The organism is Pseudoalteromonas sp. S1727 (assembly GCF_005886375.1).
In the GTDB taxonomy this organism is placed as follows: Bacteria; Pseudomonadota; Gammaproteobacteria; order Enterobacterales; family Alteromonadaceae; genus Pseudoalteromonas; species Pseudoalteromonas haloplanktis.
The window spans coordinates 12198-38276 of record NZ_PNDT01000059.1 but is presented as its reverse complement, the minus strand read 5'-3'; the positions used below and the strand labels follow the sequence as shown (position 1 = coordinate 38276).

Annotated in this window: 25 protein-coding genes and 1 pseudogene; 9 read left to right on the top strand and 17 right to left on the bottom strand. The window is 41.0% G+C overall.

Going from position 1 to position 26079, the window contains the following annotated elements; translation table 11 throughout:
• Positions 1-214: 214 nt before the first annotated feature.
• Together recA and CWB85_RS14165 are read right to left on the bottom strand one after the other, a co-directional pair.
• Positions 215-1261 carry a recombinase RecA gene (gene recA / locus CWB85_RS14170; protein ID WP_016708515.1) on the bottom strand — a complete coding sequence of 349 codons (1047 nt, stop codon included), beginning with the start codon at positions 1259-1261 and terminating at the stop codon, positions 215-217.
• A gap of 68 nt (positions 1262-1329) precedes the next feature.
• A complete protein-coding gene (locus CWB85_RS14165; RefSeq protein ID WP_138555234.1) occupies positions 1330-1818 on the bottom strand; it encodes a CinA family protein in 489 nt (162 codons plus the stop codon).
• Between the two features lie 21 nt (positions 1819-1839).
• Here CWB85_RS14165 and mutS point away from each other — a divergent pair, with 21 nt between their 5' ends.
• Positions 1840-4410, top strand: coding sequence for a DNA mismatch repair protein MutS (mutS, locus tag CWB85_RS14160; protein WP_138555233.1), 2571 nt, complete (start codon positions 1840-1842; stop codon positions 4408-4410).
• Positions 4411-4511: 101 nt separating this feature from the next.
• Here the strand turns inward: mutS and rpoS are convergent, their stop codons facing one another.
• The 11 genes from rpoS to CWB85_RS14105 form a co-directional block, all read right to left on the bottom strand.
• On the bottom strand, positions 4512-5507 hold the full coding sequence (gene rpoS, locus CWB85_RS14155; RefSeq protein ID WP_138555232.1) for an RNA polymerase sigma factor RpoS: 996 nt from the start codon (positions 5505-5507) through the stop codon (positions 4512-4514).
• 56 nt (positions 5508-5563) lie between these two features.
• Complete coding sequence (locus tag CWB85_RS14150; protein WP_138555231.1) at positions 5564-6388, bottom strand: peptidoglycan DD-metalloendopeptidase family protein; 825 nt, start codon at positions 6386-6388, stop codon at positions 5564-5566.
• A gap of 41 nt (positions 6389-6429) precedes the next feature.
• Complete coding sequence (locus tag CWB85_RS14145; protein ID WP_016708510.1) at positions 6430-7008, bottom strand: YqaA family protein; 579 nt, start codon at positions 7006-7008, stop codon at positions 6430-6432.
• Between the two features lie 9 nt (positions 7009-7017).
• The gene (locus CWB85_RS14140; protein ID WP_029216121.1) at positions 7018-7656 is read right to left on the bottom strand and encodes a protein-L-isoaspartate(D-aspartate) O-methyltransferase; all 639 of its coding nucleotides are present in this window, start codon (positions 7654-7656) and stop codon (positions 7018-7020) included.
• Positions 7646-8410 carry a 5'/3'-nucleotidase SurE gene (gene surE / locus CWB85_RS14135; protein ID WP_016708508.1) on the bottom strand — a complete coding sequence of 255 codons (765 nt, stop codon included), beginning with the start codon at positions 8408-8410 and terminating at the stop codon, positions 7646-7648. Before surE ends, CWB85_RS14140 begins: the two co-directional genes overlap by 11 nt.
• Entirely contained in the window at positions 8391-9440 is a 1050-nt protein-coding gene (gene truD / locus CWB85_RS14130; RefSeq protein ID WP_138555230.1) for a tRNA pseudouridine(13) synthase TruD, read from the bottom strand. The genes surE and truD overlap by 20 nt, the downstream gene beginning before the upstream one ends.
• Positions 9437-9934 (bottom strand): 2-C-methyl-D-erythritol 2,4-cyclodiphosphate synthase, encoded by a 498-nt coding sequence (gene ispF, locus CWB85_RS14125; RefSeq protein ID WP_016708506.1) that lies wholly within the window; start codon positions 9932-9934, stop codon positions 9437-9439. The genes truD and ispF overlap by 4 nt, the downstream gene beginning before the upstream one ends.
• Positions 9931-10632 (bottom strand): 2-C-methyl-D-erythritol 4-phosphate cytidylyltransferase, encoded by a 702-nt coding sequence (gene ispD / locus CWB85_RS14120; protein WP_016708505.1) that lies wholly within the window; start codon positions 10630-10632, stop codon positions 9931-9933. The genes ispF and ispD overlap by 4 nt, the downstream gene beginning before the upstream one ends.
• Complete coding sequence (ftsB, locus tag CWB85_RS14115; protein ID WP_016708504.1) at positions 10622-10912, bottom strand: cell division protein FtsB; 291 nt, start codon at positions 10910-10912, stop codon at positions 10622-10624. Before ftsB ends, ispD begins: the two co-directional genes overlap by 11 nt.
• A gap of 61 nt (positions 10913-10973) precedes the next feature.
• Positions 10974-11603 carry a hypothetical protein gene (locus CWB85_RS14110; protein ID WP_138555229.1) on the bottom strand — a complete coding sequence of 210 codons (630 nt, stop codon included), beginning with the start codon at positions 11601-11603 and terminating at the stop codon, positions 10974-10976.
• A gap of 66 nt (positions 11604-11669) precedes the next feature.
• The gene (locus tag CWB85_RS14105) at positions 11670-12152 is read right to left on the bottom strand and encodes a DUF2947 domain-containing protein (protein WP_016708502.1); all 483 of its coding nucleotides are present in this window, start codon (positions 12150-12152) and stop codon (positions 11670-11672) included.
• 59 nt (positions 12153-12211) lie between these two features.
• Here CWB85_RS14105 and CWB85_RS14100 point away from each other — a divergent pair, with 59 nt between their 5' ends.
• The 3 genes from CWB85_RS14100 to CWB85_RS14090 are packed head-to-tail and all read left to right on the top strand — an operon-like array spanning position 12212 to position 14540.
• Positions 12212-12451, top strand: coding sequence for a DUF1653 domain-containing protein (locus tag CWB85_RS14100; protein WP_138555228.1), 240 nt, complete (start codon positions 12212-12214; stop codon positions 12449-12451).
• 51 nt (positions 12452-12502) lie between these two features.
• Positions 12503-13351, top strand: coding sequence for an AAA family ATPase (locus CWB85_RS14095; RefSeq protein WP_016708500.1), 849 nt, complete (start codon positions 12503-12505; stop codon positions 13349-13351).
• A gap of 1 nt (position 13352) precedes the next feature.
• The gene (locus tag CWB85_RS14090) at positions 13353-14540 is read left to right on the top strand and encodes a vWA domain-containing protein (protein ID WP_138555227.1); all 1188 of its coding nucleotides are present in this window, start codon (positions 13353-13355) and stop codon (positions 14538-14540) included.
• A gap of 616 nt (positions 14541-15156) precedes the next feature.
• Here the strand turns inward: CWB85_RS14090 and CWB85_RS14085 are convergent.
• Positions 15157-15414, bottom strand: a pseudogene (locus CWB85_RS14085) (helix-turn-helix domain-containing protein); the annotation flags it as partial.
• Between the two features lie 394 nt (positions 15415-15808).
• Positions 15809-16348 (bottom strand): Spy/CpxP family protein refolding chaperone, encoded by a 540-nt coding sequence (locus CWB85_RS14080; protein WP_016708497.1) that lies wholly within the window; start codon positions 16346-16348, stop codon positions 15809-15811.
• Positions 16349-16517: 169 nt separating this feature from the next.
• Here CWB85_RS14080 and CWB85_RS14075 point away from each other — a divergent pair, with 169 nt between their 5' ends.
• Genes CWB85_RS14075 through CWB85_RS14065 form a run of 3 tightly spaced genes read left to right on the top strand, consistent with a single transcriptional unit; the run spans position 16518 to position 19556 of the window.
• Entirely contained in the window at positions 16518-17207 is a 690-nt protein-coding gene (locus CWB85_RS14075) for a response regulator (protein ID WP_016708496.1), read from the top strand.
• Positions 17185-18600 (top strand): ATP-binding protein, encoded by a 1416-nt coding sequence (locus tag CWB85_RS14070; RefSeq protein WP_138555226.1) that lies wholly within the window; start codon positions 17185-17187, stop codon positions 18598-18600. Before CWB85_RS14075 ends, CWB85_RS14070 begins: the two co-directional genes overlap by 23 nt.
• Positions 18601-18611: 11 nt before the next feature.
• Positions 18612-19556, top strand: a complete 945-nt coding sequence (locus CWB85_RS14065) for an alpha/beta fold hydrolase (RefSeq protein ID WP_138555235.1) — start codon at positions 18612-18614, stop codon at positions 19554-19556.
• On the opposite strand, the gene CWB85_RS14060 is transcribed toward CWB85_RS14065, so the two are convergent.
• Positions 19532-20443, bottom strand: coding sequence for a cation diffusion facilitator family transporter (locus tag CWB85_RS14060; protein ID WP_016708493.1), 912 nt, complete (start codon positions 20441-20443; stop codon positions 19532-19534). The genes CWB85_RS14065 and CWB85_RS14060 overlap by 25 nt on opposite strands.
• A gap of 109 nt (positions 20444-20552) precedes the next feature.
• Here CWB85_RS14060 and trmL point away from each other — a divergent pair, with 109 nt between their 5' ends.
• Positions 20553-21017: a tRNA (uridine(34)/cytosine(34)/5-carboxymethylaminomethyluridine(34)-2'-O)-methyltransferase TrmL gene (gene trmL, locus CWB85_RS14055; protein WP_016708492.1), complete on the top strand. Its 465-nt coding sequence runs from the start codon at positions 20553-20555 to the stop codon at positions 21015-21017.
• Between the two features lie 159 nt (positions 21018-21176).
• Positions 21177-25019, top strand: coding sequence for an EAL domain-containing protein (locus CWB85_RS14050; RefSeq protein WP_138555225.1), 3843 nt, complete (start codon positions 21177-21179; stop codon positions 25017-25019).
• A gap of 49 nt (positions 25020-25068) precedes the next feature.
• On the opposite strand, the gene gpsA is transcribed toward CWB85_RS14050, so the two are convergent.
• Positions 25069-26076, bottom strand: a complete 1008-nt coding sequence (gene gpsA / locus CWB85_RS14045; RefSeq protein ID WP_138555224.1) for an NAD(P)H-dependent glycerol-3-phosphate dehydrogenase — start codon at positions 26074-26076, stop codon at positions 25069-25071.
• Between the last annotated feature and the right edge of the window lie 3 nt (positions 26077-26079).

The following is a 26079-nucleotide window of genomic DNA, read 5'->3' as shown; positions in this document are numbered from 1 at the left end:
ATACTTATACCAATCGACTTAAATATTTAACCATTCTAGCGGGCTAAATAAAGCGCTAACTGCGTTATAAATGGTCAGTAACTTAACACGATTGGTATTAGCGGCCTCTGTAGATTGGCTATTGGTAACAAAAATACACAAAAAAGCCACTAAACATACATTTAGTGGCTTTTTGACAATTAAGCTCGGGTCAAAGCGGGCTTATTTCATGTAGTTAAAGCTCAGCACCATCCGCTAATAAAACATCTTCATTATCATCTGGCTTAATGGTCGCTTTTAGTAACAGCATGTCACGTAACTTGCCTTCAATTTCATCAGAGATTTCAGGGTTTTCTTTCAAAAACTTAATTGAATTTGATTTACCTTGACCAACTTTACTACCATTATAGCTGTACCAAGCACCGGCTTTTTCAACTAGCTTATGCTTAACACCTAAATCAATTAGTTCACCATGTTTAGAGATACCTTCGCCGTACATAATGATAAATTCAGCTTGTTTAAACGGTGGTGCAACTTTATTTTTTACCACTTTAACGCGGGTCTCATTACCCACGACTTCATCGCCCTCTTTCACAGAACCAATACGGCGAATATCTAAACGTACTGAGGCGTAGAATTTAAGAGCATTACCACCCGTTGTGGTTTCTGGGTTACCAAACATAACACCAATTTTCATACGGATTTGGTTAATGAAAATACATAAAGTGTTAGAGCGTTTGATGTTACCGGTTAGCTTACGCAATGCTTGCGACATTAAGCGTGCTTGTAAGCCCATGTGTGAATCACCCATGTCGCCTTCAATTTCCGCTTTTGGTGTAAGTGCTGCAACAGAGTCGACAATAACTACATCAACAGCGCTTGAACGTACTAACATGTCACAAATTTCAAGTGCTTGCTCACCGGTATCTGGTTGCGACACTAGTAGATCATCAATATTTACACCTAATTTTTGTGCGTAAATTGGATCAAGTGCGTGCTCAGCATCGACGAATGCACAGGTTTTGCCTTCTTTTTGTGCTTCTGCGATAACTTGTAGTGTTAGCGTAGTTTTACCTGATGATTCAGGACCATATACCTCAACAATACGACCCATAGGTAAACCACCTATGCCTAATGCGATATCAATGCCCAGAGAGCCTGTTGATATAGCATCAATATCTAATGCTTTGTTGTCACCCAATTTCATAATTGAGCCTTTACCAAATTGACGTTCAATTTGAGATAAAGCAGCGTCCAACGCTTTTTGTTTGTTATCGTTCATTTTACTCTCCAAATCCGGCTAATGCAGACAAGTATACTGTATGAAATCACAGTATCAAGTTAATTTTATCAATTTATCTTTTCAATAACAGTTTTTAAAGAATAAACAATAGCTTGCAATCTAACCTGCGCTCTATCACCTGCAAATATCTGTTGGCTCGAATACTGTTTATTGCCAATCTGAATACAAAACCACACTAACCCGACGGGTTTTTCTTTACTGCCGCCGCCTGGACCTGCCACCCCCGATACTGCAACGGAAATATCAGCTCCAGCCGCTTTACAGGCACCCGCAGCCATTTGCAAAACTGTTTGCTCGCTCACAGCCCCATATAAAGCTAAGGTTTGCTCATCGACACCTAGTAAATCTTGCTTGGCTTGATTACTATAAGTGACAAATGCGCGATCTATATAAGTTGAGCTGCCTGGGGTATCTGTTAATGCATAACTTACTCCTCCACCAGTACATGATTCAGCACTAGTGATCCATAAGCGTTTATCCGTTAAAATAGCGCCTAATTGCGCAGCAAGTGTTTTAATCTCTTGATGTAATTCCATATTCAGCCTTTGGGTAAATACATGTCGTTCGATCTTTATGCACCACACACTATAAATCAACAAACGCCAATGATGCAGCAGTATCTAAAAATAAAATCGGAGCATCGTGATATTCTACTGTTTTATCGCATGGGCGACTTTTATGAGCTATTTTTTGATGATGCTAAGCGCGCAGCGCAACTGCTCGATATTTCGCAAACGCACCGCGGTAAAGCTGGCGGAGATCCTATTCCAATGGCCGGCGTACCCTATCACGCCGTAGAAAACTATTTAGCCCGCTTGGTACAAATGGGTGAATCAGTCGCAATATGTGAGCAAATAGGCGACCCTGCAACGAGCAAAGGCCCCGTTGAGCGTAAGGTGGTACGCATTGTCACCCCAGGCACAATTTCTGATGAAGCATTATTACAAGAGCGCCAAGATAATTTACTAACCAGTGTTTGGCAAAGTAAAAAAGGCGTGTATGGCATCGCTTACTTAGACATTAACTCAGGTCGTTTTAATATTGTTGAAGTACATACTGAGGAAGCGTTTAGTTCAACTTTACAACGCTTAGCACCAGCCGAACTACTTTATAGTGAAGACTTTACTAACTTTCATTTAATTGAACATATTAAAGGTATTCGTCGACGCCCTGAGTGGGAGTTTGATTTAGACACAGCCCAGCATTTGTTATGTGAGCAATTTGGCACTAAAGATTTAATCGGTTTTGGCGTTGATAAAGCCAAAACCGCATTAGTTGCAGCTGGTTGCCTAATGCAGTATGTCAAAGATACCCAACGCATTGCTTTACCACATATTCGTGCCATCACTTTAGAGCATAATGAACATGCGGTTATTTTAGATGCCGCCACACGTAAAAACTTAGAGCTGACCGTCAATTTATCCGGCGGATTTGAGAACACCCTAGCACAAATACTTGATAAAACAGCAACGGCAATGGGATCGCGGTTATTAAAGCGTCGTATTCATACCCCAATACGCTCCAAGCCTGAGCTAAATGCGCGCCTTAATGCCATTAGCGCTATTATTGATTCGCAACTGTGTGGCGAGCTACATGAGTCGCTCAAACAAATAGGCGATATCGAGCGCGTCATTGCTCGCTTAGCCCTGTGGACCGCCCGCCCGCGTGACTTAACCCGCCTGCGCAGTGCACTACAAGCCCTTGCACCATTACACCAATTATTAGCCGATGCTAGCGATCCACGTATTAGCCAAATTGTCGCGCAATCACCAGAGCTACCTGAGTTACAACAATTACTCGAACAAGCCGTTATTGAAAACCCACCGGTATTAATTCGTGATGGCGGCGTAATCGCCCCTGGATACAATAATGAACTCGATGAGTGGCGATCATTAAGCCAAGGTGCAACTGATATACTCGAGCAGCTTGAACAGCGTGAACGCGAACGTACTGGTATCAGCACGCTCAAAATTGGCTATAACCGTGTACATGGCTTCTTTATTGAAGTTAGCCGTGCCAATGCACACTTAGTACCGGCAGATTATATTCGCAGGCAAACACTTAAAAATAACGAACGCTATATAATTCCAGAGCTTAAAGAACATGAAGACAAAGTATTAGGCAGCCAATCAAAAGCACTCGCACTTGAAAAGCAGCTGTACGAACAATTGTTTGAGTTTATAGCGCCGCACATTGAGCAGCTACAAATTATGGCTGCCGCACTGGCTGATTTAGATGTGCTGAATAACTTAGCTGAGCGCGCTATTGCACTTAATTACGCCAAACCAGAACTTTGTGATAGTGACGATATCAGCATCAAACAGGGGCGCCATCCAGTTGTTGAGCAAGTCATGAAAGACCCATTTATAGCCAACCCTGTAGAGCTTAATGCACAACGCAAAATGTTGATTATCACAGGGCCAAATATGGGCGGTAAATCAACTTATATGCGTCAAACGGCTCTCATTGTGCTCATGGCTCACATTGGTAGTTACGTGAGCGCAGACAGCGCTAAAATAGGTAATATTGACCGCATATTTACACGTATTGGTGCCAGTGATGATTTAGCATCAGGGCGCTCAACCTTTATGGTCGAAATGACAGAAACAGCCACTATTTTAAATAATGCCACGGCGCAATCACTGGTATTAATGGATGAAATAGGCCGTGGCACCAGTACTTACGATGGCCTGTCTCTCGCCTATGCGACAGCTGATCATTTAGCGTCAAAAATATCAGCTAAAACATTATTTGCAACGCATTATTTTGAACTGACAGAACTTGCCGAGCAACAAGCTGGACTGGTCAATGTTCATCTAGATGCCATAGAGCATAACGACACCATTGCTTTTATGCATACCGTGCTTGATGGCGCTGCAAGTAAAAGTTTTGGCCTACAAGTAGCGGCTCTGGCTGGCGTGCCAAAAGCAGTTATAAAACAAGCAAAACAAAAGCTTAAAATGCTCGAGAATCATCAGCCAGTCACCGCAGACATCAATGCCGTGCAACCTTCATTATTCGAAGCTGAGCCGTCGCAAGTAGAAACCCAGCTTGCTGAAATTGATATTGATGACTTAAGCCCGCGCCAAGCTCACGCGCTACTTTATAAATTAAAAGCCTTACTTTAAGATAAGAAAAAACCACAAAAAAAGCTGAAGAGTTTTGCTCTTCAGCTTTTTAATAATTATTTTCTGTGTGTGTTTTGTGTCTATTACTACTGTGCTAGTCGTTATGAGAACTGATCAAATAAGCTATCAGTACTTAATCCTTCATGCTGTAAAATATCTTTTAAACGACGCAGCGCTTCAACTTGAATTTGTCTTACTCGCTCACGCGTTAAACCAATCTCACGGCCAACATCTTCAAGCGTTGACGGCTCATAGCCTAATAAACCAAAGCGACGCGCAAGCACTTCACGTTGTTTAGGGTTTAACTCACCTAACCAATCAACAATATGCTTATTAATATCATTGTTTTGTACTTCGCCTTCCGGACCAAAGCCTTTTTCATCGGCAATAATATCAAGTAATGCTTTATCATTTTCGCCACCAATTGGCGTATCTACAGAAGTAATTTTCTCATTTAAACGCAGCATTTTAGTTACGTCTTCAACGGGCTTATCTAAAGAGGCGGCAATTTCTTCGGCAGTCGGTTCATGATCAAGCTTTTGAGTTAACTCACGAGCAGTACGTAAATAAACATTCAATTCTTTTACAACATGGATTGGTAAACGAATGGTGCGAGTTTGATTCATGATGGCACGTTCAATGGTTTGACGGATCCACCAAGTAGCATAGGTAGAAAATCTAAAACCACGCTCAGGGTCAAATTTTTCAACAGCGCGAATTAAGCCTAGGTTACCTTCTTCAATTAAATCCAGTAGCGCTAAGCCTCGATTATTATAACGGCGGGCAATTTTTACAACTAAACGTAAGTTACTTTCAATCATGCGTTTGCGGGAGGCTTCACAGCCTTTCAACGCTTTGCGGGCAAAAAACACTTCTTCTTCAGCGCTCAATAATGGTGAAAAACCAATCTCTCCTAAATAGAGTTGAGTCGCATCTAAATTTTTAGTTATTTCCTCTTTAGCAAATATTTCATCATCTTTATCATCATCTTTATCGACGTCATCTAATAATTCAGAAGCAGCATCGTCTACCACTATATCATCAAATTTATCATCAACCGCGTCTTTCGTTTTCTCTATTTTTGCTGTGTTACCCATGAGCGTACCCTCAAGCAAATAAGTGATCTTATATCACTATGATCAATACCCGATAGCTAAGGCAAATACTTTTCGGGATTAACAGCCTGTCCTCGATAACGGATCTCAAAACGTAATGCCGTCACGTCAGAATCTGAACTGCCAATCTCTGCGATTTTTTGCCCAGCTTTCACATCCTGTTTTTCTTTCACTAATAACTTAGAGTTATGTGCATAAGCACTAAGATAATCATCATTATGTTTCAAAATGATTAAATTACCGTACCCTCTAAGTGCATTTCCCGCGTATACGACTGTTCCTTGTGCGGCAGCAACCACAGCCACACCTTTTTTATTAGTAATCTGTAACCCTTTGTAGCCATTTTCTTTAGTTGAAAACCGCTGTGTTACAGTCCCTTTAGCAGGCCAGGACCAATGTACCTTTCCTGAAACCAAACTGTTGGTATTACTAACTTTTTTACTGGCTTGTTTTTGAACATACTCTCGTTGTTTTGGCTGATCAAGCTCTTTTTTTAATTTTTTGTTATTTTTTTGTATTTCTTTTGTAGACTTTTTACTCGAATTCGTATATTTTTTCTGCTTTTTCGTTTTTGCTGATGGTTTTTTAAACGAAATAACTTGACCTGGATGGATCATGTAAGGAGCTGGAATATCATTGTTTTTTGCCAACATGCGAAAATCTTGTTGGGCGCTGAAAGCGATTGAGTAAAGTGTATCGCCTTTTTTTACAACATAACGATCGCCATTGATGTTCACTTTACTGGTATAAGGCTTAACAGAAGTATTTAAACTACTTACTGGAGCTGGCGCTTGACGAGAAGAGCAAGCACTGAGCAAAACACTTGTAAATAAAGTAACATAGAAAATGTACCGGCTATTCATAGTGTTTTGCTCCTTGTATTAATAATTGTGGTTTTTAACGCTTAACGTAGTAAAAAGTACGCTACCACCACTAAAATCACTAATCCCCAGCCAAGTGCTTCTACATATTGACGTAATTTTTGCTCCATTTTTACTCCTCCCCACTTCATTAGTGCTGAGACTAAAAAGAATCGTGCGCCACGCCCAACCGCTGAAGCTAATAGAAAAGGTAGGAAGGCCATTTGTAAAAGCCCCGCACCAATAGTAAATACCTTATAAGGTATTGGTGAGAAGCCAGCTAAAAACACCACCCACACACCATAATCTTTAAACCAACTTAGGGCAGTATTAAACTTTTCCTGCCAACCCATTTGCGCAATCAAAGGCTCGACAACAGGCTCAAATAACCAAAACCCTAATAAATAACCAAATACCCCACCAAGTACTGACGCAACCGTAGCAAAGGTAGCGTAACGCCATGCTTTACTCGGTTGTGCAAGCGACATAGGCGCAAGCATAACATCCGGTGGAATAGGAAAAATAACTGATTCAGCAAAACTCATCCCTGCTAAATAACGCTCTGCGTGGCGATGTTTCGCCCACACTAATGCCATATCATACAACTTGGTAAACAATTTCAAAGTGACTTCCTATTCAATATCGCCAGGAACCAAAGGTACAAACCTAACTGGCGCAATAACATGTTGAGTAAATTTTTCGCCTTCGCGCACAACCATAACCAGTTGTTGTTCTTCATTTCCTATTGGTGCAATCATCACCCCGCCATCACTGAGTTGCTCAAGTAATGCTTGCGGTACCTGCGATGCAGCAGCAGTGACAATAATGCCATCAAATGGGGCTTGCGATTGCCAACCTTGCCAGCCATCGCCGTGCTTCATAGACACATTATAAAGATCTAGATTATGTAAACGGCGCTTAGCTTGCCATTGTAACGCTTTAATTCGTTCCACCGAAAATACTTTTGTAAAGGTTTTAGCCAGTATCGCCGTTTGATAACCAGAACCAGTACCAATTTCGAGTACTTTTTCACGTACTCCCGCTAAACGCAGCAGCTCCGTCATCCTCGCAACGATATAAGGCTGCGAAATTGTTTGACCTTGGCCTATTGGTAATGCCGTATTTTGGTAGGCTTTGTGTTTAAGCACATCATCAATAAACAAATGCCGAGGAATGTCAGCAATGGCACTAAGTACCACACTATCTTCAACTCCTTCACGCTGTAATAATTCGGCCAGCGCGCGCGCACTGCGAGTATAATTAGCCAGCACCATTGATCTCCATTGTTTTCAGCCAATCACTTACCGCAGCTAAGCTGTCTTTAGCAGTCATATCGACACTTAATGGGGTTACTGAGGCATAACCATTATTAATTGCGAAAAAATCAGTGCCCTCACCAGCATCACTTTCAGCGCCCAAAACACCATACCAATAAATATCACGCCCCCAAGGATCTTGTTGTTTTGTCATGGTTTCGGCTTTGTGGCGAGCCCCTAATCGGGTAACTTGCACGCCTTTAAGCTCTGCTAGCGGAATGTCTGGTACATTGATATTAATAATTTGATCTTTCGGTAATGGATGTGAAGTCAGCTCTTTAATAATACTGACTGTCACTGCCGCAGCCGTTTCAAAGTGTTCCCCTTCTTTAGAGCATAACGATACAGCCACGGCTGGTAGGCCTAAATGACGACCTTCTGTTGCTGCGGCAACAGTGCCTGAATATAACGTATCGTCACCTAAATTTGCGCCATGATTGATTCCCGCCACCACTAAATCAGGCTTTTCATTAAGTAACTCATTCACTCCTAAATGCACACAATCAGTTGGCGTGCCATTGACAGAAATAAATCCATTATCAAGTGTGGTTGCTCGCAGTGGATTCATAAGCGTCAGAGAATTGCTCGCACCACTACAATTGCGGTCAGGTGCAACCAAAGTAACATCAGCAATTTGCGTTAATGCTTGGTATAACACCGCAATCCCTTTTGCATTTACGCCATCATCATTACTTAGCAATATTTTCATTTTCAGCGTCCTTTTCTTTATAAACACGGGGACTTGCATCGGTGTAATCCACCAGCTCACGTAACAACGCCGTGGCAAAAGTACCTTTAGGTAAAGCAAAGCTTAATTTAATGGTGGTGTCATCAATCGTTGTAACGGTTAAATCTTGTGGTATCAAACGCAGCATTCTCCGCTCGTTTTTAAGCCCTAGCTCACCAAGTCCTTCACACCACTGCTTATAAGGTTCCAACCATATTTTTTCTTGCTCAGTGAGGCCTTTTTCACTTTTACCAACCAAAGGTGCAGACATCATAATATCGCCAGAGGCAAGCCGTGCGATATTCTCATCGCTAATTGCATCCTCAAAAAATGCATTACTACCACTGAGCATAAATACCTCACGGTGCATAGTTTTAGCTAAACCATGCTCAGCAACGCGCAAATTCACAATTTGATTAAATACATAAGAGCGTGCCGCAGAGATAATTAAACCGCGTAACTTTTTATCGCGAATACGCTCACCAGCAAACATTCGCTTGGCCATTTCAAGATTATGACCATCGTGACCAAAACGTTGCTCACCAAAGTAATTAGGTACACCTGCACGTACAGCATTAATTCTACAAAGGATATCTAACGGCTGTGTGACATTTCTAAGCGTAATAGTAAATTTATTACCTTTGTGACAGCCCGTACGTAATTTACGGTTATGACGCTGCTGGGCAATAATAAATACGGAATCACTATTTAATTCGGTAAAATCAATGTCTTTTTTAATCGGCACTGGCACACTAAACCATTGGCTACAGACACCATGACGATCTTTCATTCCTGCGTAACTTACATCTCGTGGTGAAATCCCGGCTTTTTGGGCAAGTAATTTAGCAACATACTGGGTGTTTTCGCCCTTTTTTACCACTTGTAAACATACATGTTCCCCACTACCAGTAAACTCTATACCTAAGTCTTCATCGACCATAAAGTCTTCCGCTGTGGTTTTAAAGTCGGCCTTAGATAATGGCGCACCATATAAGTAATTTAACTCACTCATAGTGATTGATTACTTAGTAAACTTTTACTCATAATCACCACGGCATGACTTGATATACCTTCTTTACGGCCTTCAAAACCCAGTTTTTCAGTGGTGGTGGCTTTTACGTTTACTTGGCTAATTTCTGCATTCAAATCAGCCGCCAAGTTAGCACGCATCGCTTGAATGTGTGGCAGCATTTTAGGCGCTTGTGCCACAATCGTCACATCAGCATTGCCCAGCGTATAACCTTGCTGTTTGGCTAAATCAACAACATGACGCAATAAAATACGGCTGTCGATATTTTCATACTCACTGGCTGTATCTGGAAAATGTTTGCCGATATCGCCCATTGCCAACGCCCCTAAAATAGCATCACATAACGCATGAATAGCCACATCACCATCGGAGTGGGCTAAAAAACCTTGTGGATAAGCAATTTTTTCACCACAAATGGTTAACGGGCCTTCGCCACCAAATTTATGAACATCAAAGCCGTGGCCAATTCTAATCATGGTGTATTCTCACTGTGTTGTTTTTGGAGTAAAAAGTTGGCTAAATCTAAATCTTCTGGGGTAGTTATTTTGATATTATCACTGCGTCCCGCAACGAGCTTTACAGGCTTATTTGCCCATTCGATTGCGGATGCTTCATCGGTGATCGTCACTTGCTGGGCAAGCGCACTTTGTAGGGCCTGCATTAAATCATGATACTTAAATAATTGCGGAGTCAACGCCTGCCATAAATCATCACGAGGTACGGTTTGCTTACTGTGTGTGCCACCACGTTTAATAGTGTCTTTCACTTTACTGGCTAAAATGCCACCTTCATCGGCATTTATACACTCAGTTAGTAAGCGCTCAATATCAGTAAGCATAACCAAGGGTCTTGCCGCATCATGCACTAACACCCAATCAGGTGGGTTAGCAGCTAACGCTAATAAACCGTTAAGCACTGAGTCGGCGCGCTCTTTGCCGCCGCTTACACGTATAATACGGGGATCAATAAGCCCAAGAGAATCAAAGTACGGATCATCATCACTCACCGCTACGACAATACTACTCGCTTGTTTCAATTGTGCTAATTTAGCCAGTGTATGCTCAAGAATAGTTTTGCCTGCTAAACGTATATATTGCTTAGGCGCAGAATGTTGCATACGACTTCCCACACCGGCGGCTGGGACTATAATGGCAAGAGTATAATTAGTTTTCATTTAGTTGCTGTCCAGGTAAAACACGGATAAATGTTTCGCCAGGTTTGATCATCCCCAATTCATTGCGAGCGCGCTCCTCCACCCCTTCTTGACCTAATTTTAAATCTTCGATATCTGCTTTAAGCACTTTATTACGTTTTATCAGCTGGGCATTAGTATCTTGATGGGAAGTAACCGCCGCTTTTAAACGACTATAATCTTGTACCCCATTGTGGCCAAACCATAACCGGTATTGTACAAATAACGCTAAACACAGTAGCGCAAGTTGAAACAGTCGCATTAAACACTCCTTGATTTTACTCTACCAGTACAAATTTATAATGCACTTAAGGCAACTGGTATTAAATTTTTTTAACTCGAACATGAGGGCGTTTTAAATTACGCCAATTGATATTACCTGCTAACAGCATTTCTCTCAGAGATAAGGTTCGTGGTGTTGTACGTTTATCAAAAGACCACTGATGACCGCAACATGCAGCAGCCATTGTTGCTTTTGTAGGTTTTAATAACACTACAGACTGCCCCTCTAACGGCTGCCCTTGGTCATCAAACCAACCATGTTCATTACAATGAAGTTTATTGTCGCTTACTTGGTCGATGCTGTCTATTGCAACGCGGGTTTGATTTGCGCGATTAAGTAACAGCGGCACAATTAGACCCACTTTTTTATGTTGCTGGTAAAAATCATCATTACTTTTTTCATTTGGTGGCCGCAATTTTTGCTTATCAAGCCAGCTACCATTATGGGGATCTAACTGAAAAGGAACCTGGCCATTAACTACAGCAGCTGCGGCACGCTCGATATAAAAAGGAAGGCTTTTTAATCGTTTGCGTAAGCGTTGCTCATTAGGTTCTGCAACTAACAAAGCAATTTCTCGCGCATAGAAGGCGTTACACAGCTGTGTATATAGCACACGCTGCGCATCAGATTGCCAAATATCGACTTGTTGAAAGGGGTCGCTTGCAGCCAACGATTACACTCAAAAACATCTAGTTGCTTGTTTTATAGCACAGTATTGGCTGCTTTTTAAGCTCTGTTACTTAACGCTAGCCTTTATACCTAATTTTGCATCACCCGTTGCTAAAAACTGCACTACTTCATTACGTTTTTTACCAAGCAATAAACTGCCATCAGCTAAAAACATAAAATTCTGCCAATTGCGTTTAAACACATCAAAACTGGTTTCAATGATATTGTCACGGGCCATACAAAAATAGATGGTGGTGTTTGCTTGCCAATCAAGGTGAGCTAGAATTTCAGTAGGTAATTGCTCTGCGCCTTCTTCCCACGCAGCTTCCCAAGGAACTATTTGCGAGAAATTATCATCATTGCCACACCAATCGGTTTTTTCAAAAAAATCAGGGTGATCATGTTCACGGCTTACCATAGTGCTCCATAGAACAGCTGCACGCTCATGGCTCATAGGTTTAATTAAAGCAAGATCTTGCTCTGATACGGGCGCATCTTGATGGCGAAAAACCCACGCTTTCTTGTAATCATCTAACGATATATAGTTCATAATATTGGCAAATTGGTTAGCATTAAAAGTGCAGCGCAAATTATACAAGAGATCAAAACATGACTACAGCAATAAAACCACTTTCCCTTAAATCAGGCATATACCAACATTACAAAGGTCCTAAATACAAAGTTTTGTACATTGCCACCCACAGCGAAACCGACGAACAGCTGGTAATTTATCAGGCCTTGTATGGTGAGTTTGGCATGTGGGCGCGACCACTGAGTATGTTTTTAGAAACGGTTGAAAAAGACGGCCACGTTATTCCTCGCTTTGCATACCTTGGAGAGGTCGAGTAACTATGGCATGATAGCCTTATTTATTACTGCTCAGACCAGACAGGTATTTACGTGCAATTTAATTCTACAGATAACTACATCGCAAGTAATTCGTTAAAACAAGCGGTTAATGCGGCTATTTTGCTTGAAAAGCCACTATTAATAAAAGGCGAACCCGGTACAGGTAAAACCATGCTAGCCGAAGAGTTAGCTAACAGCTTAGATACCCGCCTTATCCAGTGGCATATAAAATCAACCACTAAAGCACAGCAAGGCTTATACGAGTACGATGCAGTATCACGCCTGCGTGACAGTCAACTCGGTGATGAGCGCGTGCATGATATTGGTAACTACATAGTAAAAGGCAAACTTTGGCAGGCATTTACCTACGGCGAAGAGCACAATAAACGCCCGGTATTATTAATTGATGAAATAGATAAAGCCGACATCGAATTTCCAAACGACTTGCTACTAGAGCTGGATAAAATGGAGTTTCATGTTTATGAAACTGGCGAAAGAATTGTAGCTAAGCAGCGCCCTATTGTGATCATCACTTCAAATAATGAAAAAGAATTGCCCGATGCATTTTTACGCCGCTGTTTTTTCCATTATATTGATTTTCCATCGAGCGACGAGATGCAGCAAATTGTTGATGTTCACCACCCGAATGTAAAACAAGATTTAGTGCGCCAAGCGCTGGAAGTATTCTTTAACCTTCGTGACGTTAACGGCATCAAGAAAAAACCGTCCACCAGCGAGTTACTTGATTGGCTAAAACTGTTAATGGCTGAAGATATCGACGCAAAAACCCTACATGATAAAAGCCAAAAAGGTGGCCTAATGCCAATGTTTGGTGCGCTACTAAAAAATGAGCAAGATATCAGCTTAATTGAAAAACTAGCCTTTATGAGTCGTCGTTAAGATGTTGATTGCGTTTTTCTTCAAATTACGAGAGTACCGCTTACCTGTAAGCATGCGTGAGTTACTTGATTTAATCAACGCGCTGAAAAAAGGTGCGGTATTTGCTGATGTTGACGGGTTTTACTATTTGGCCCGCACTATCATGGTAAAAGACGAAACCCACTTTGACCGCTTTGACAAAGCCTTTGCTGATTACTTTAGCGGCATTGCCGATCTCGACTTACTAGAGAGCCTAAAACAGCAACATGACTTGCCTCATGATTGGCTGCGCAAAGAGTTTGAAAAACACTTAAGCGATGAAGAAAAAGCACAACTTAAGGCCATGGACGGCCTTGATGAGTTAATGAAAACCCTAAAAGAGCGCTTAGAAGAACAACAAAAGCGCCACGCAGGCGGTAATAAATGGGTGGGCACAGGCGGTACATCGCCCTTTGGTGCGTATGGTTATAACCCAGAAGGCGTACGGATTGGTCAGGACGGCAACCGTAACCGCCGCGCTGTAAAAGTGTGGGATAAACGCGAATATAAAAACCTCGATTCTGATCGTGAAATAGGTTCGCGCACCATAAAACTTGCGCTTAAAAAACTGCGTAAATTTGCCCGTACTGGCGCAAGTGACACCCTAGATTTAAACGAGACCATTCGCGCGACCGCCAAACAAGGCGGCATGCTTGATGTAAAAATGGCGCCAGAGCGCCATAACGCGGTAAAAGTGTTAATGCTGTTTGATATTGGCGGCTCAATGGATGATTACATTCACACTTGTGAAGAGCTCTTTAGCGCCGCCCACAGCGAGTTTAAACACTTAGAGTTTTACTACTTTCATAACTGCCTGTACGAACACGTTTGGCAAGACAACCAACGCCGCCACTCAAACATCATCGACACTATGACGCTGATCAACAAGTTCACCAGTGACTATAAAGTCATCTTTGTAGGCGATGCCACCATGGGCCCGTATGAAATTGCCTACCCCGGCGGCTCTGTAGAGCACTACAACGAAGAGCCCGGCAGCGCATGGCTTGCTCGTATCACCAATCACTTTGACAAAGTAGCGTGGCTCAACCCACAACCGGTTGAACACTGGCGCTATTATCAATCAATTGATTTTATAAAGCAGCTGATGGATAACCGTATGTACCCACTGAGCTTAGATGGCATTAGTAGAGCGATAAGGGGGTTGAGTTAAGTAATATGTTAGAGAGCATCAACTCTTTAGTTTTATCTATCAATCTAAAAACAGCAGTTTGAACAAGTTTTTTATAACATATTCGCATATAAAAATGGTAGTTATAAACATTAGGAATTAAAAATCTCGAGTGTTATTTTTAAACAATATAATTTCTTTAACTTAATCAATAAAATAAAAACATTTCTAAAAATAACATTGAATCCAAAAAAGAAATTACAAGCTTTATATTTAATTAAATCAAGCGGTTAAGCGGCCACCTTGGTTGCGCAGCCATTTCAAAATGGTAAACTTAAAGAACAAAAAAGCCTAAGCATGAATAAACAAACTTAGGCTTGATTGTAGGTGTTGATCAAATAACAAAGTTAAAGCCAACCACCCAGTGTCGCAACTGAAGGGTAGCACCAACATAGTTATTTGGTCAATTAATTTGAACCGCTTAACCGAGAGGTGCTTATGCATATCACGATTGAAATAAGTGAGAAGTTTTTAGCTAATTTAGTAAGATTAGTTACTTCAATTTCTCCAATTTTATTAATCATAAATAACTTTATGTAATGATTTAATAAACGATAAAAAGAAAGGATTCTTTTTATATTCCTTTATCATTCATTTCCTACAACTCAGCTATATAATTCAACGTTTCAGGGTATCGCTGCACTAACTTTAATAAAGTAATGGCCTGATCATTAGGTGCGCTGCGGCCTTGCTCCCAGTTTTCAAAGGTTCTTGCTGAGGTATGTAATAAGTTTGCAAATACCCCGCGCGACATATTAAACGTTTCGCGAATATTAATGATTTCATCGGGTGAAATGGCGGGGTTATTTGCGTCATTCATAGCATAAGTGAATAAGGTTAGCTTGCCTTGTGCATGCGCTTAAATGTACGTAAATTACGTGCACCTATCAAGTTAACACTATGACGCGATATAAAATCGCTGCTACGAGATGGGTGATATTTCGTAGGCGCGGGTTTACCCCGCGCAATTAAAATTTATTCACAAAGAGGTTATGAGGCGCTGCGCTTTTAGAGAAGTAATTGTAAAAATAGGGCCTTGGTAGTGGCTAGGTGCTGGGGTGTATTCGGAGTTCGTTGCTCGAAGCCCGCGGTATTTTTTTCTCATTTACGCTCATTCACTTCTCCTTGTGTAAAAAAGTCTTTAAGTGACGAAAGCCAGCCACGAGGTAAAGTCGCTACATGGCTTAGTAAAAATGAAAAACGCGAGATCTCTCTCGCGTTTTTATATTTCGTTTTAGTAATTTTGATAATTACTTATCTTGCTTTTGCTCATCGCGGCTGCGTTTTTTGTCACCTTTTTTATGACCTTTTTTACGCATGTGTTTTTTAATTTCTTCATACTTTTCACGTTGCTCGGCATTTAATACCTGCCAAACTTGATGTTGCGTTTTTAAGTTAATTAAAGCAAATTGCTCGCCTTTAGCTTGGCGCTTCGCTAATAACTCTTTGGCTGCGGCTTCATCAAATGACGGCATATCTAATAATGCTTTCATTTGGGCTTTATGTGCCTCACGTTCTTGCTTCATAGCCTCTTTATCAGTACCACGAAGTGCTTTAAATTGCGCTTTTTGCGCTTCAAAAATTGTTTTCAACTGAGTTTGTTGTTGCTCAGTCAAATCAAGCTTTTTAACGCCACGTTCAGACAATAAAAAACGCGCTTGTTTATGTTCAATAGAGTGGCCTTGTTTATGCTGCATGCCTTCTTTTGCTATTACAGCGCCAGTGCCTAAGGTTGCTGTCGCTAATCCACAAATTAATACTAATTTAGAAACTTTACTTGAAATAGTCATAATAATTACCTTTGGTTGGTTGCGAACTTACTGTGTATTCAGTTGTTATGTTCACTATAACGCCCCCAATGCAAAGCAACGCAAAGCAATGTAAAGGTTGTGTAAAGGTTCACTTTTAAGCACATTAAGGCGTAAAATAAAGTTATTCCAGCGTGGTTAAGGCGAGCAAATGAAATTATTAATGATTGATGATGATACCGGTTTATGTGAGTTACTTTCTGAGTATTTAACTGCGCAAGGGTTTCAAATTGAATGTGTACACGATGGCGAACAAGGTTTAAAGCAAGCGCTTGAGCATGAGTATGCACTAATTTTACTCGATGTGATGCTACCTAAACTGGATGGCTTTGAAGTACTTAAACAGCTAAGACAAAAAAAATTAACACCTGTGATTATGCTAACCGCCAAAGGTGAAGACTTTGACCGTATCTTTGGCCTTGAACTTGGCGCCGATGATTACATTCCTAAACCATTCAACCATCGTGAGTTATTCGCACGAGTTAAAGCAATTACGCGTCGTATTGAGCACATTACTAGCTTAACTAATCACAACTCAAATAAACTTAGTGTCAATAATATCGTTATTAACTTAGCAGCCCGCGAAGCATCGGTAGATGATCATCCATTGAGTCTAACTGGCACTGAATATGAAGTACTTGCTTTATTGGTTAAGCACGCTGGCGAAGTGGTGAGTAAAGAACAAATAAGTGAAGAAGTACTTGGAAGGCGTCTGGCTTCTTTTGACCGCTCTATAGATATGCATGTCAGTAATATTCGCAAAAAAATTGCCGAATTTAATAGTGCTGAACGTATTAAAACCATGCGAGGAACCGGCTATGTCTTTATCCAAGGAGAATAGCGCGCCCCGTTTAGCTTGGCTGAAACATCCGAAACACTTTTTATTTTTTAAAATTTTTGTGTGGTTTTGGCTGACAGTTATCGGCACGATCACTGCGTTAGTATTTTTAAGTAACATTGCAACCAATCAAGTGAGCAATGAAGATTTACATGGCCCTATGCTAAAAAACCTGCAATACACAGCAAAAGGCCTTGAACGTTCCGTAGTAAAGCATGAAAAACCCGTTGTTGAGATTTTAATGCACCCACGTTTAGCCAAACGTAAATTATTGTACTTAAATTCAGATCAACCTGAGCATTCATTGAGTAGTCGGACACCGCCAAATGAGATTGATCTAAGTCTAATTAATTTCACTAAAAGTATGCCGCCACAAGTTATTTTTACTGAGTATTACCAAGCATTTGGGCCAATAAAAATAGACCTTCCAGAAGGCACATTTTATTTATACGAAATCGACGAAAATCACCAAACGCCATTTATTGTGCGCTTGAAACTAATGCCGATTTGGTTAAAAGTGGTTATTGCACTTCTTGCTTCATTAATATTAAGCTTTATATTTAGTCGTAACCTAATTGCACCGATTAATCATTTAAAACAAGCCGCGATTAAACTGTCCAATGGTGATCTAAGCGCCCGCGCTAACATAGATCCAAACAGGCAAGATGAGTTAGGTGTGTTAGGTCGTGATTTTAATAGTATGGCGAGTCAGTTAGAGCAACTCATTAGCGCACAAAAACGCTTATTAGCTGATATATCTCACGAATTACGTTCACCGTTAACGCGTTTAAAAATGGCGACAGGCCTTGCGCAAATGCAAACCCCAGAAGAAAACCAAACTTACTTATTACGTATTGAAAAAGAAGCTAATCAACTTGATAAAATGATTGCCGATGTGTTGCAAGTATCGCGCCTTGAGGCGAAAAGCCAAGCACTGTCATTACATGAACAATCTTTACAAGTGATCATAGATCACGTGTTAAATGATGCTCAGTTTGAAGCGAAACAAAATAACAAACAACTGCTTATTCAAGGCCAGCTGAATGTTGATATTCGTTGCGATGAGAGCTTAATTGCCAGCGCATTAGAAAATGTATTACGTAATGCGATAAAGTATGCTGTGCATACAATTACCTTATCGATGAGTTTAAGTGATGCGATTTATATTGAGATCAGTGATGATGGTCCTGGCGTTGAGCCACAAAATTTAACTAAGCTATGTGAGCCGTTTTTTCGTCAATCAGATGCACGAGATAGAACCAGCGGTGGTACTGGGCTTGGTTTAGCAATCGCTAAAAACGCTATTGCCGCCCATGCTGGCAGCTTAACACTGCATAATAGTGAACCTAACGGGCTCTGCGTGCGCATTGCCTTACCGTTAAATAAACAAAAATAAGAATGCGCCCTATGTTTTACAGTACAGAGTCAGATTTACTCGCGCGACAGCCTGAAATATCGCAATTTTTTGCGCAACAGGTGAATAAAGCACTGCTGACGACGACAAATGGTGATTTATATTATGGTTATGCGATACCGGAACAGCCCAAAGCCGCTATAGTCATTAGCTCTGGGCGTATAGAAGGGTTAGATAAATACCAAGAGCTGATATGGGAGTTATTTAAAAATAATTACGCTGTATTTATTGTCGACCACCAAGGACAAGGGCGATCTTATCGGGCGCTTGCAAACCCGCATAAAGGCTTTGTGAATAAATTTACTGATTATGCAGATGATTTGGCACTATTTGACAGTCAAATTGTGAATACTCTTTACCAAGGTAAAAAGGTCATGCTCGGGCACTCAATGGGCGGAGCGATTGCAGTGGACTTTCTCACTCGATTTAAGCATAACTACAGTGGTGTTTTCCTGTCTGCCCCCATGTTTGATATTTACACCAAAGGCACACCAAAACCACTTGCTAAACTTGCCGCACGTACAGCGTGCTTATTAGGCTTTAACCAGTGTTATGCACTTGGTCAAACTGATTATCTAGCATACGATTTTCTGAATAATGATCTAACGAGTAGCGAGGTCCGCTATCAATTGTTTAGACAAACCTATCAAAGCGATAGCATATTGCAATTAGGTGGCGTCACTTATGGCTGGTTAAATGCTGCGTTTGGCTTTATGGCGACTCTTGAGCAACAACAGCTAACGCTCCCCGTTTTTATTGCCAGTGCTGAAAACGATACGGTTGTCGATAACCAAGCTCAAATTGCATTGGTGCATCGTCAAAACAATGCGGTTTTACAGACGTTTGCTGGTGCAAAACATGAGCTACTGTTTGAACAAGACACCATTCGCCAAGCCGTACTTAGCCGCTTTTATCAGTTTTGTGACTCACTAAATTGAGAGTTTGGCTGACTCAACGACATGGGATCTTGGTGGATCAAAATATCCATTTCACAATTAAACTCTTGTTGGATCATTGCCACCACTTCATCAGCAACGTAATGCGCACGGATCAAAGGCAGTTGATCTTCAAGTTCTAAATGCATTTGAATAAATTTAACTTTGCCGCCTTGCCGAGTACGTACGTCGTGTACGCCAAAAACATCGTTATGACTGTTGGCAATTGATACTATGCTGGCTTTTTCTTCATCTGGAAGTTCTTTATCCATCAAGTGATCAGCACTTTGTGTTGCTATATCCCAGCTGTTATAAAGAAGGTAGCCAGCAACGCCAATAGCAAAAATAGGGTCGGCGTAAAGCATGCCATTTTGCGCCAGTAATATCGCAATCAATACCGCGGCATTTAAAATTAAGTCACCTTTGTAGTGCACTGAGTCCGCTTTGATCGCGATAGATTCGGTATGCCTTATCACTTTGGTTTGTACATATACCACCACCAGCGTACAAGCAATGGCAAAAATACTGACCCACACACCCAGCATCGAATGGTTTAATACCACAGGGTTAAATAAGCGCTCAATACCATGAAACGCTAATAAACAACCTGAACCAGCAATAAAGGCTGCTTGACCTAACCCAGCTAATGCTTCAGCTTTACCGTGACCAAAGCGGTGATCGTCATCTGCAGGGCGCAGTGCATAACCTAACACTAAAAAACTCATCGCTGAGGCGGTAATATCCATCAAAGAGTCTGTAAGTGAGCCAAGCATGGATGCTGAGCCCGACGCAAGCCATGCCCAACATTTAGCCGCAATCATCAAGCTCACCATAACCATGGTAACAATACTGGCGGTTTTCACCCAAAACTCATAACTACGTTGATGCACGCTTTTGCCTATGTTTTAAACTGTTTGATTAAAATCAGTATATCATTTTTTTTCGCTGTTTCGTGTATACTCTCGAACGTCAAAATGTAGATCACCAATAAGGCTCGTTATGCTCGATATCGTTTTATACCAACCAGAAATTCCCCCTAACACAGGGAATATTATTCGTTTGTGCGCAAATACAGGTTTTGCTTTGCACCTCATCGAACCACTGGGCTTTGAGTGGGATGATAAGCGCGTCAAAAGAGCGGGCCTTGATTACCATGAATTTAGCCATGTGCAACGCCATGCTTCGTTCGAGGCGTACTTAGCAAAGTGCCAACCAAAGAAAGTATACGCGTGTACGACTAAAGGTAGTCAATTCCACCACCAAGCAAGCTATGAAGCGGGTGACTGTTTAGTATTTGGCCCAGAAACACGTGGCTTACCGGATGAATTAATTCAATCATTACCAAATGAGCAACGTGTGCGGATCCCAATGCAAGCCAATAGCAGAAGCATGAACTTATCCAATGCGGTTGCTGTGTTTGTTTATGAATCATGGCGTCAGTTAGGTTTCCCTAACGCTCAGTAAACACTGCAAATAAAGCGCCCATTAGGCGCTTTAGCTCCCCCTTTAAGGCTAAAATGCCACTGCACTTACTGTAATAAATTTCACGCTTGACGATTCGCAATTTATTTATTCATGCACTATTCTAAATAAGTTCTTTTTAAACTTATTCAATGGATTGCAATGCGGTTTATACTTAAAACATGCTGCTTTATCAGTATGTTCTTTTTTGTAAATGTAAACGCCAGTATGGTGGATGAAATAAACGCCAACGCGCTTTCTATACCTGCCATTAACGACTTTACCCAAAGCCCGACTAACACATTTTGGCTCGCAACTGAAAAAGGTTTATTTAGCTACGATTCTACGCACCTGTTTAGTAGTCACACACCGCCATTTTCAGCATTTGCAACGCTTAATGTTTTGCAGGTAGCCGCTTATAAATCATGGTTATTAGTTAATACAGAGCAAGGTTTAAGTTTAATAGATCTAATCAGCAATCAACTAATTCAACTAACCGACAGCCCATTAAAGCAACAGATCTTTACCACAGATCATGGCTTTTATTTTCTACATTTAGGTCAGATTTACACAATAAAAAACGAAAAGCTTCATTCTGCCTATGCTTTTTCTGAACAAATTGTTGAGCTTGCAGCTGGGTTTAACAACAGTTTATGGTTACATTCTGGCGGGAATGCGGCCAGTCGCTTTGATACAGCCAGCAACGCAATTATCTCTCGGCTCAGCGCACCGGCTGACATTACTCAGCTAAGCCCAAGTCAAACATCAACCGCACTCGTTATTAGCACCTCAAATGAACAACATTATCTATTTAATAACACCCACTCATTAGAAACAATAAAACTCAATCACACCAATGTGCAACACCTAAACTTCTTTCAAGACCACCTTTACTATTTACATAATAATCAAGCTTATAAATATGATTTAACAACCAAAAGCAGTAAGCCTTTATTTTATAATTCTCCGGCGCATTTTTTATCAATAAAACAAAACAATGAACAACTGTGGCTGCAAACCAACACTAAAAATTGGGTGAGGCTTTATGCAATGCAAATTATTGCAACGCCAATTACCGAGAGTCCAGCGCCAAGAATACAGCAATATTTCAAAATGCTGGCCCAGATAGATAACTTTTCTAAAGGTAAAAAAGTACTCAGTATGTATTATTTACACGAAGACAAGTGGGCAATAACAACCTCTAACGGGTTGTATTTATACAGTGCTCGCACCCAAGCATTTGATTTATTACTACCAGAGCAAGCAAATGTGCTGCACTTCACAGCACCGACAACGCTATGGATAGCAAGCAAAAAACAGTTAATCAATTATGATTTTGCAACTCAACAACATAATTTTTCGCTGCCAGTTAGTAACATAAATGCTTTCACCCCCCTCTCTGATACACAGTATTTAGCAAGTAATAACCAGCAGTTATTTTATATTAGCGATCAACAAGCAATTCCCTTAGCGCTAGACACCACACACCCCCTTGGCGAGATCAGAGATATTTTTTATCAGCGTAATTCATCAAGGCTTTGGCTTGCGACAAAAAACGGTTTATGGCAAACCCCCGTAGACTCAGCACTGACAACAAAAAGCGTACACTTTAATAAAGTCAGCATGTTTGACACTACTGCCATCTACGAAGCTCCACTTGATACACTGTGGATAGTCGATTCTCAAGCAATCAAACTCTACACTCCCAGTACTAATGTATGGGTTGAAAATGCGACCCACAGCATGGCTGCAAATATAGATGATTCAATTAGCCAGCAGCAATTGCCACAAGCTCAATTTACCGTAAGCTACCGCGATAAAATAATGCTGTTCGCGCCTCAAAATACCAGTATTCTTCTTGAAGTACATGCAACACAATCAATACCGCAAAATAATCTATTTTCAATCAGTCACCTAGCGTTACACTATCAAGAAAGTGACCAACACTATTATCACTTAGCGACGAATGCGCTGAATGTGCAACAACCGCTAAAAGGTGTATCCGTTTGGTTCACCAGTGATAGTAATTTACCCATGCGACTGTCTTATCGACTCGATCCTAATGGACAGTGGCTGCCACTACCAAGCTCTCAATCTATGCTGTCGCTCACAGCTGATCAAAAAAATATTTACCTTGAAGTTAAAAACCTTAATCAAGTAAATAGCGAGCCATTAGTGTTACTAATAAAACAAACGGCTTTAACCCTACCTAACTGGTTTAATTATTTAATTTTAACGACTATTTTTATTATTTTATTACTACTTGTTATTTATAAACTAAAAAACGGTGCGAAACACAATTTAGCTAATGCATTAATGGCGCAATCTAAAGACGCTATTTGGATTGCCAACGAAGACTTTCAAATAACAGATATAAACCAAGCTTTTACAACCATTTGTGGATTCACCCTAGCCGATGTTGTCGGTAAAAAGCCAAAGGCATACACAGTCGAAGGCCGAGACAAAAAACTAGAAAGTCTTATTCATAATGATTTGGAAACCGATGGCTATTGGTCAGGAGAAATCTGGAACTTGCGCAAAGACGGGCAACCTTATGCGTTAGACTTATCGATAACCAAAGTAAAAACCCCTAACCTGCGTAACAGTAGCGCGCATTATATTGGCTTATTCTCCGATGTAACTGCCCGGAAAAATAATGAACGGGCCATGCTAAAGCTCACCACCCGAGACTCTGTTACTGGGCTATCTAATCGTACTATTTTTATTGAATCTGTTAATAAAGCCATTGCCAGTTGTAATAATAACTTCCCTGATCTACTAATAATTTTTATCGATTTAGATAATTTCAATAAAATAAATGAGTCCCTCGGTCATGCAATTGGAGATGAACTATTAAAAGAGGTTGCAGGTAGACTCTCTCGCAATCTTGACTCTGGTTATACACTCGCCCGTTTAGGCGGTGATGAATTTGCTATTTTGGTGCCACCTTATTTATATTCAGGAATGACTATCTTTTTCGCGAAAAAGCTTGCCGATAAAATCCTGGCACAGTTTCAAACTCCGTTTATGCTTGATGGCATAGAGAGCTTTATTTCAGCTTGTTGCGGCATTGCTGTCTATCCCGAAAACGGCTATAGCAGTGAAGCACTTATGCGCTGCGCCAATAGCGCGCTTAACCACGCAAAAAAAATGGGTCATAACAATTATCAGTTTTTTGATAAATCTAAACACACCATAGACTCAAATGAGCTCAATAAAGAAAGTGCGCTATTTAGAGCCATTGAACATCAAGACTTTCAATTGTTTTATCAAGTAAAATATAATGCTGACAAAAATCAAATTCATGGCTTTGAGGCATTAGTTCGCTGGCCACAAGTTGACGGTAGCCTTATTAGTCCTAGCGAGTTCATACCGCTAGCAGAACAAAATGGGGCGATAATTCCATTAACATTATTACTAATGAAACAATTATTTAAACAGCTTGAATTATGGCGTAATCAACGAGTTAACTTTGGTAAAGTAGCAATTAATATTTCTGCATTACATTTTCAGCAAAGCAGCTTACTTGAAACACTTACCGAGTGCTTAACAAACTATGATGTACCGGCTCGCTGTGTAGAGTTAGAAATAACCGAAAGCGCCATGATGGATAACCCTGAGTTTGCCCAGCAACAAATGAATCGCTTAAAAGCGCTTGGCTTCACGATTGCCTTAGATGATTTTGGCACAGGACATTCATCACTTGGCTATTTAAAGCGCTTTCCTATCGATACCTTAAAAATTGACCGTTCTTTTATTAAAGATATTATTGATAGCGAACAAGACCGAAATATCACCGCGACGATTATACGCCTGGCTAAATATTTAAAAATCGATGTAGTTGCAGAAGGCGTTGAAACGAAAGAGCAAGCTTATATGCTGCATGTAATGGGTTGTAATACCATGCAAGGTTATTACTATAGCCGCCCGCTACATGCTGATAAGGTTGCGGCTTTTATTGAAAAAAATAATCAGCGAAAACACTCTAGTTTGGGCAATGACTAAACGTGAGTTGTTGTCAGCGTAATGATTAGCACAACGCTGACACTCATGCTTATTCTGATTTTTGCTCACGGCCTAATAACGCCATAGCCGCTTCTTTCACGTCTTTATTTTCATAAAGTACCAGATAGATTTGCTCAGTAATTGGCATTTCAATGCCTGTACGCTGAGCGAGTAAATACACCTCTTTGGTGTTGCGGTAACCTTCGACCACTTGACCAATTGACGCTATCGCCTGTTCAACCCCCTCACCTTTGCCTAGTGCTAAGCCAAAACGACGGTTACGAGACTGGTTATCAGTACACGTAAGTATCAAATCACCAAGGCCGGCCATGCCCATAAAGGTTTCAGATTTCGCGCCAAGTGCACAACCTAAACGACATAATTCAGCTAAACCACGGGTGATAAGTGCTGTTCTAGCATTAGCACCAAAACCAAAGCCATCAGACATTCCCGCACCAATCGCGATCACATTTTTAACTGCACCACCAAGTTGAATGCCAATAAAATCATTATTGTTATAAACTCGGAATGAGCGGCCACAATGCAATAAATCAGCAAGCTGTTTTGCAAAGGTGGTTGATGTTGACGACACCGAAACAGCGGTAGGTAACCCCATTGCCATTTCTTTGGCAAAAGTCGGCCCAGAAACAACCGCCAATGGCACATCATCGCCTAGCTCTTGTTGGGCAACCTCTTGCAGTAACCGACCAGTATCGGGCTCTAACCCTTTGGTTGCCCACGCCACTTGCGCACCATCAAGTAATGAAGGCTTTATTTGCTGCAATGTGTCGCCAAATGCATGGCTTGGTACTACAACCAAAATAACTTGGCTTGCAGTAACAGCGGTGTGTAAATCGGCTTCTAAGTGTAAAGTATCAGGAAATGTGACATCGGGTAGGTAACGTTGATTCTTCCGCTCAGCTGCAAGCGTGGCAACGTCATCGCTATTGCGTCCCCAAAGCGTCACTACGTGACCATTTCGGGCTAAACAAATAGCAAGGGCGGTGCCATAAGACCCCGCCCCTAAAACTGTAACAGCTGAATTGGCTGTATTCATCAA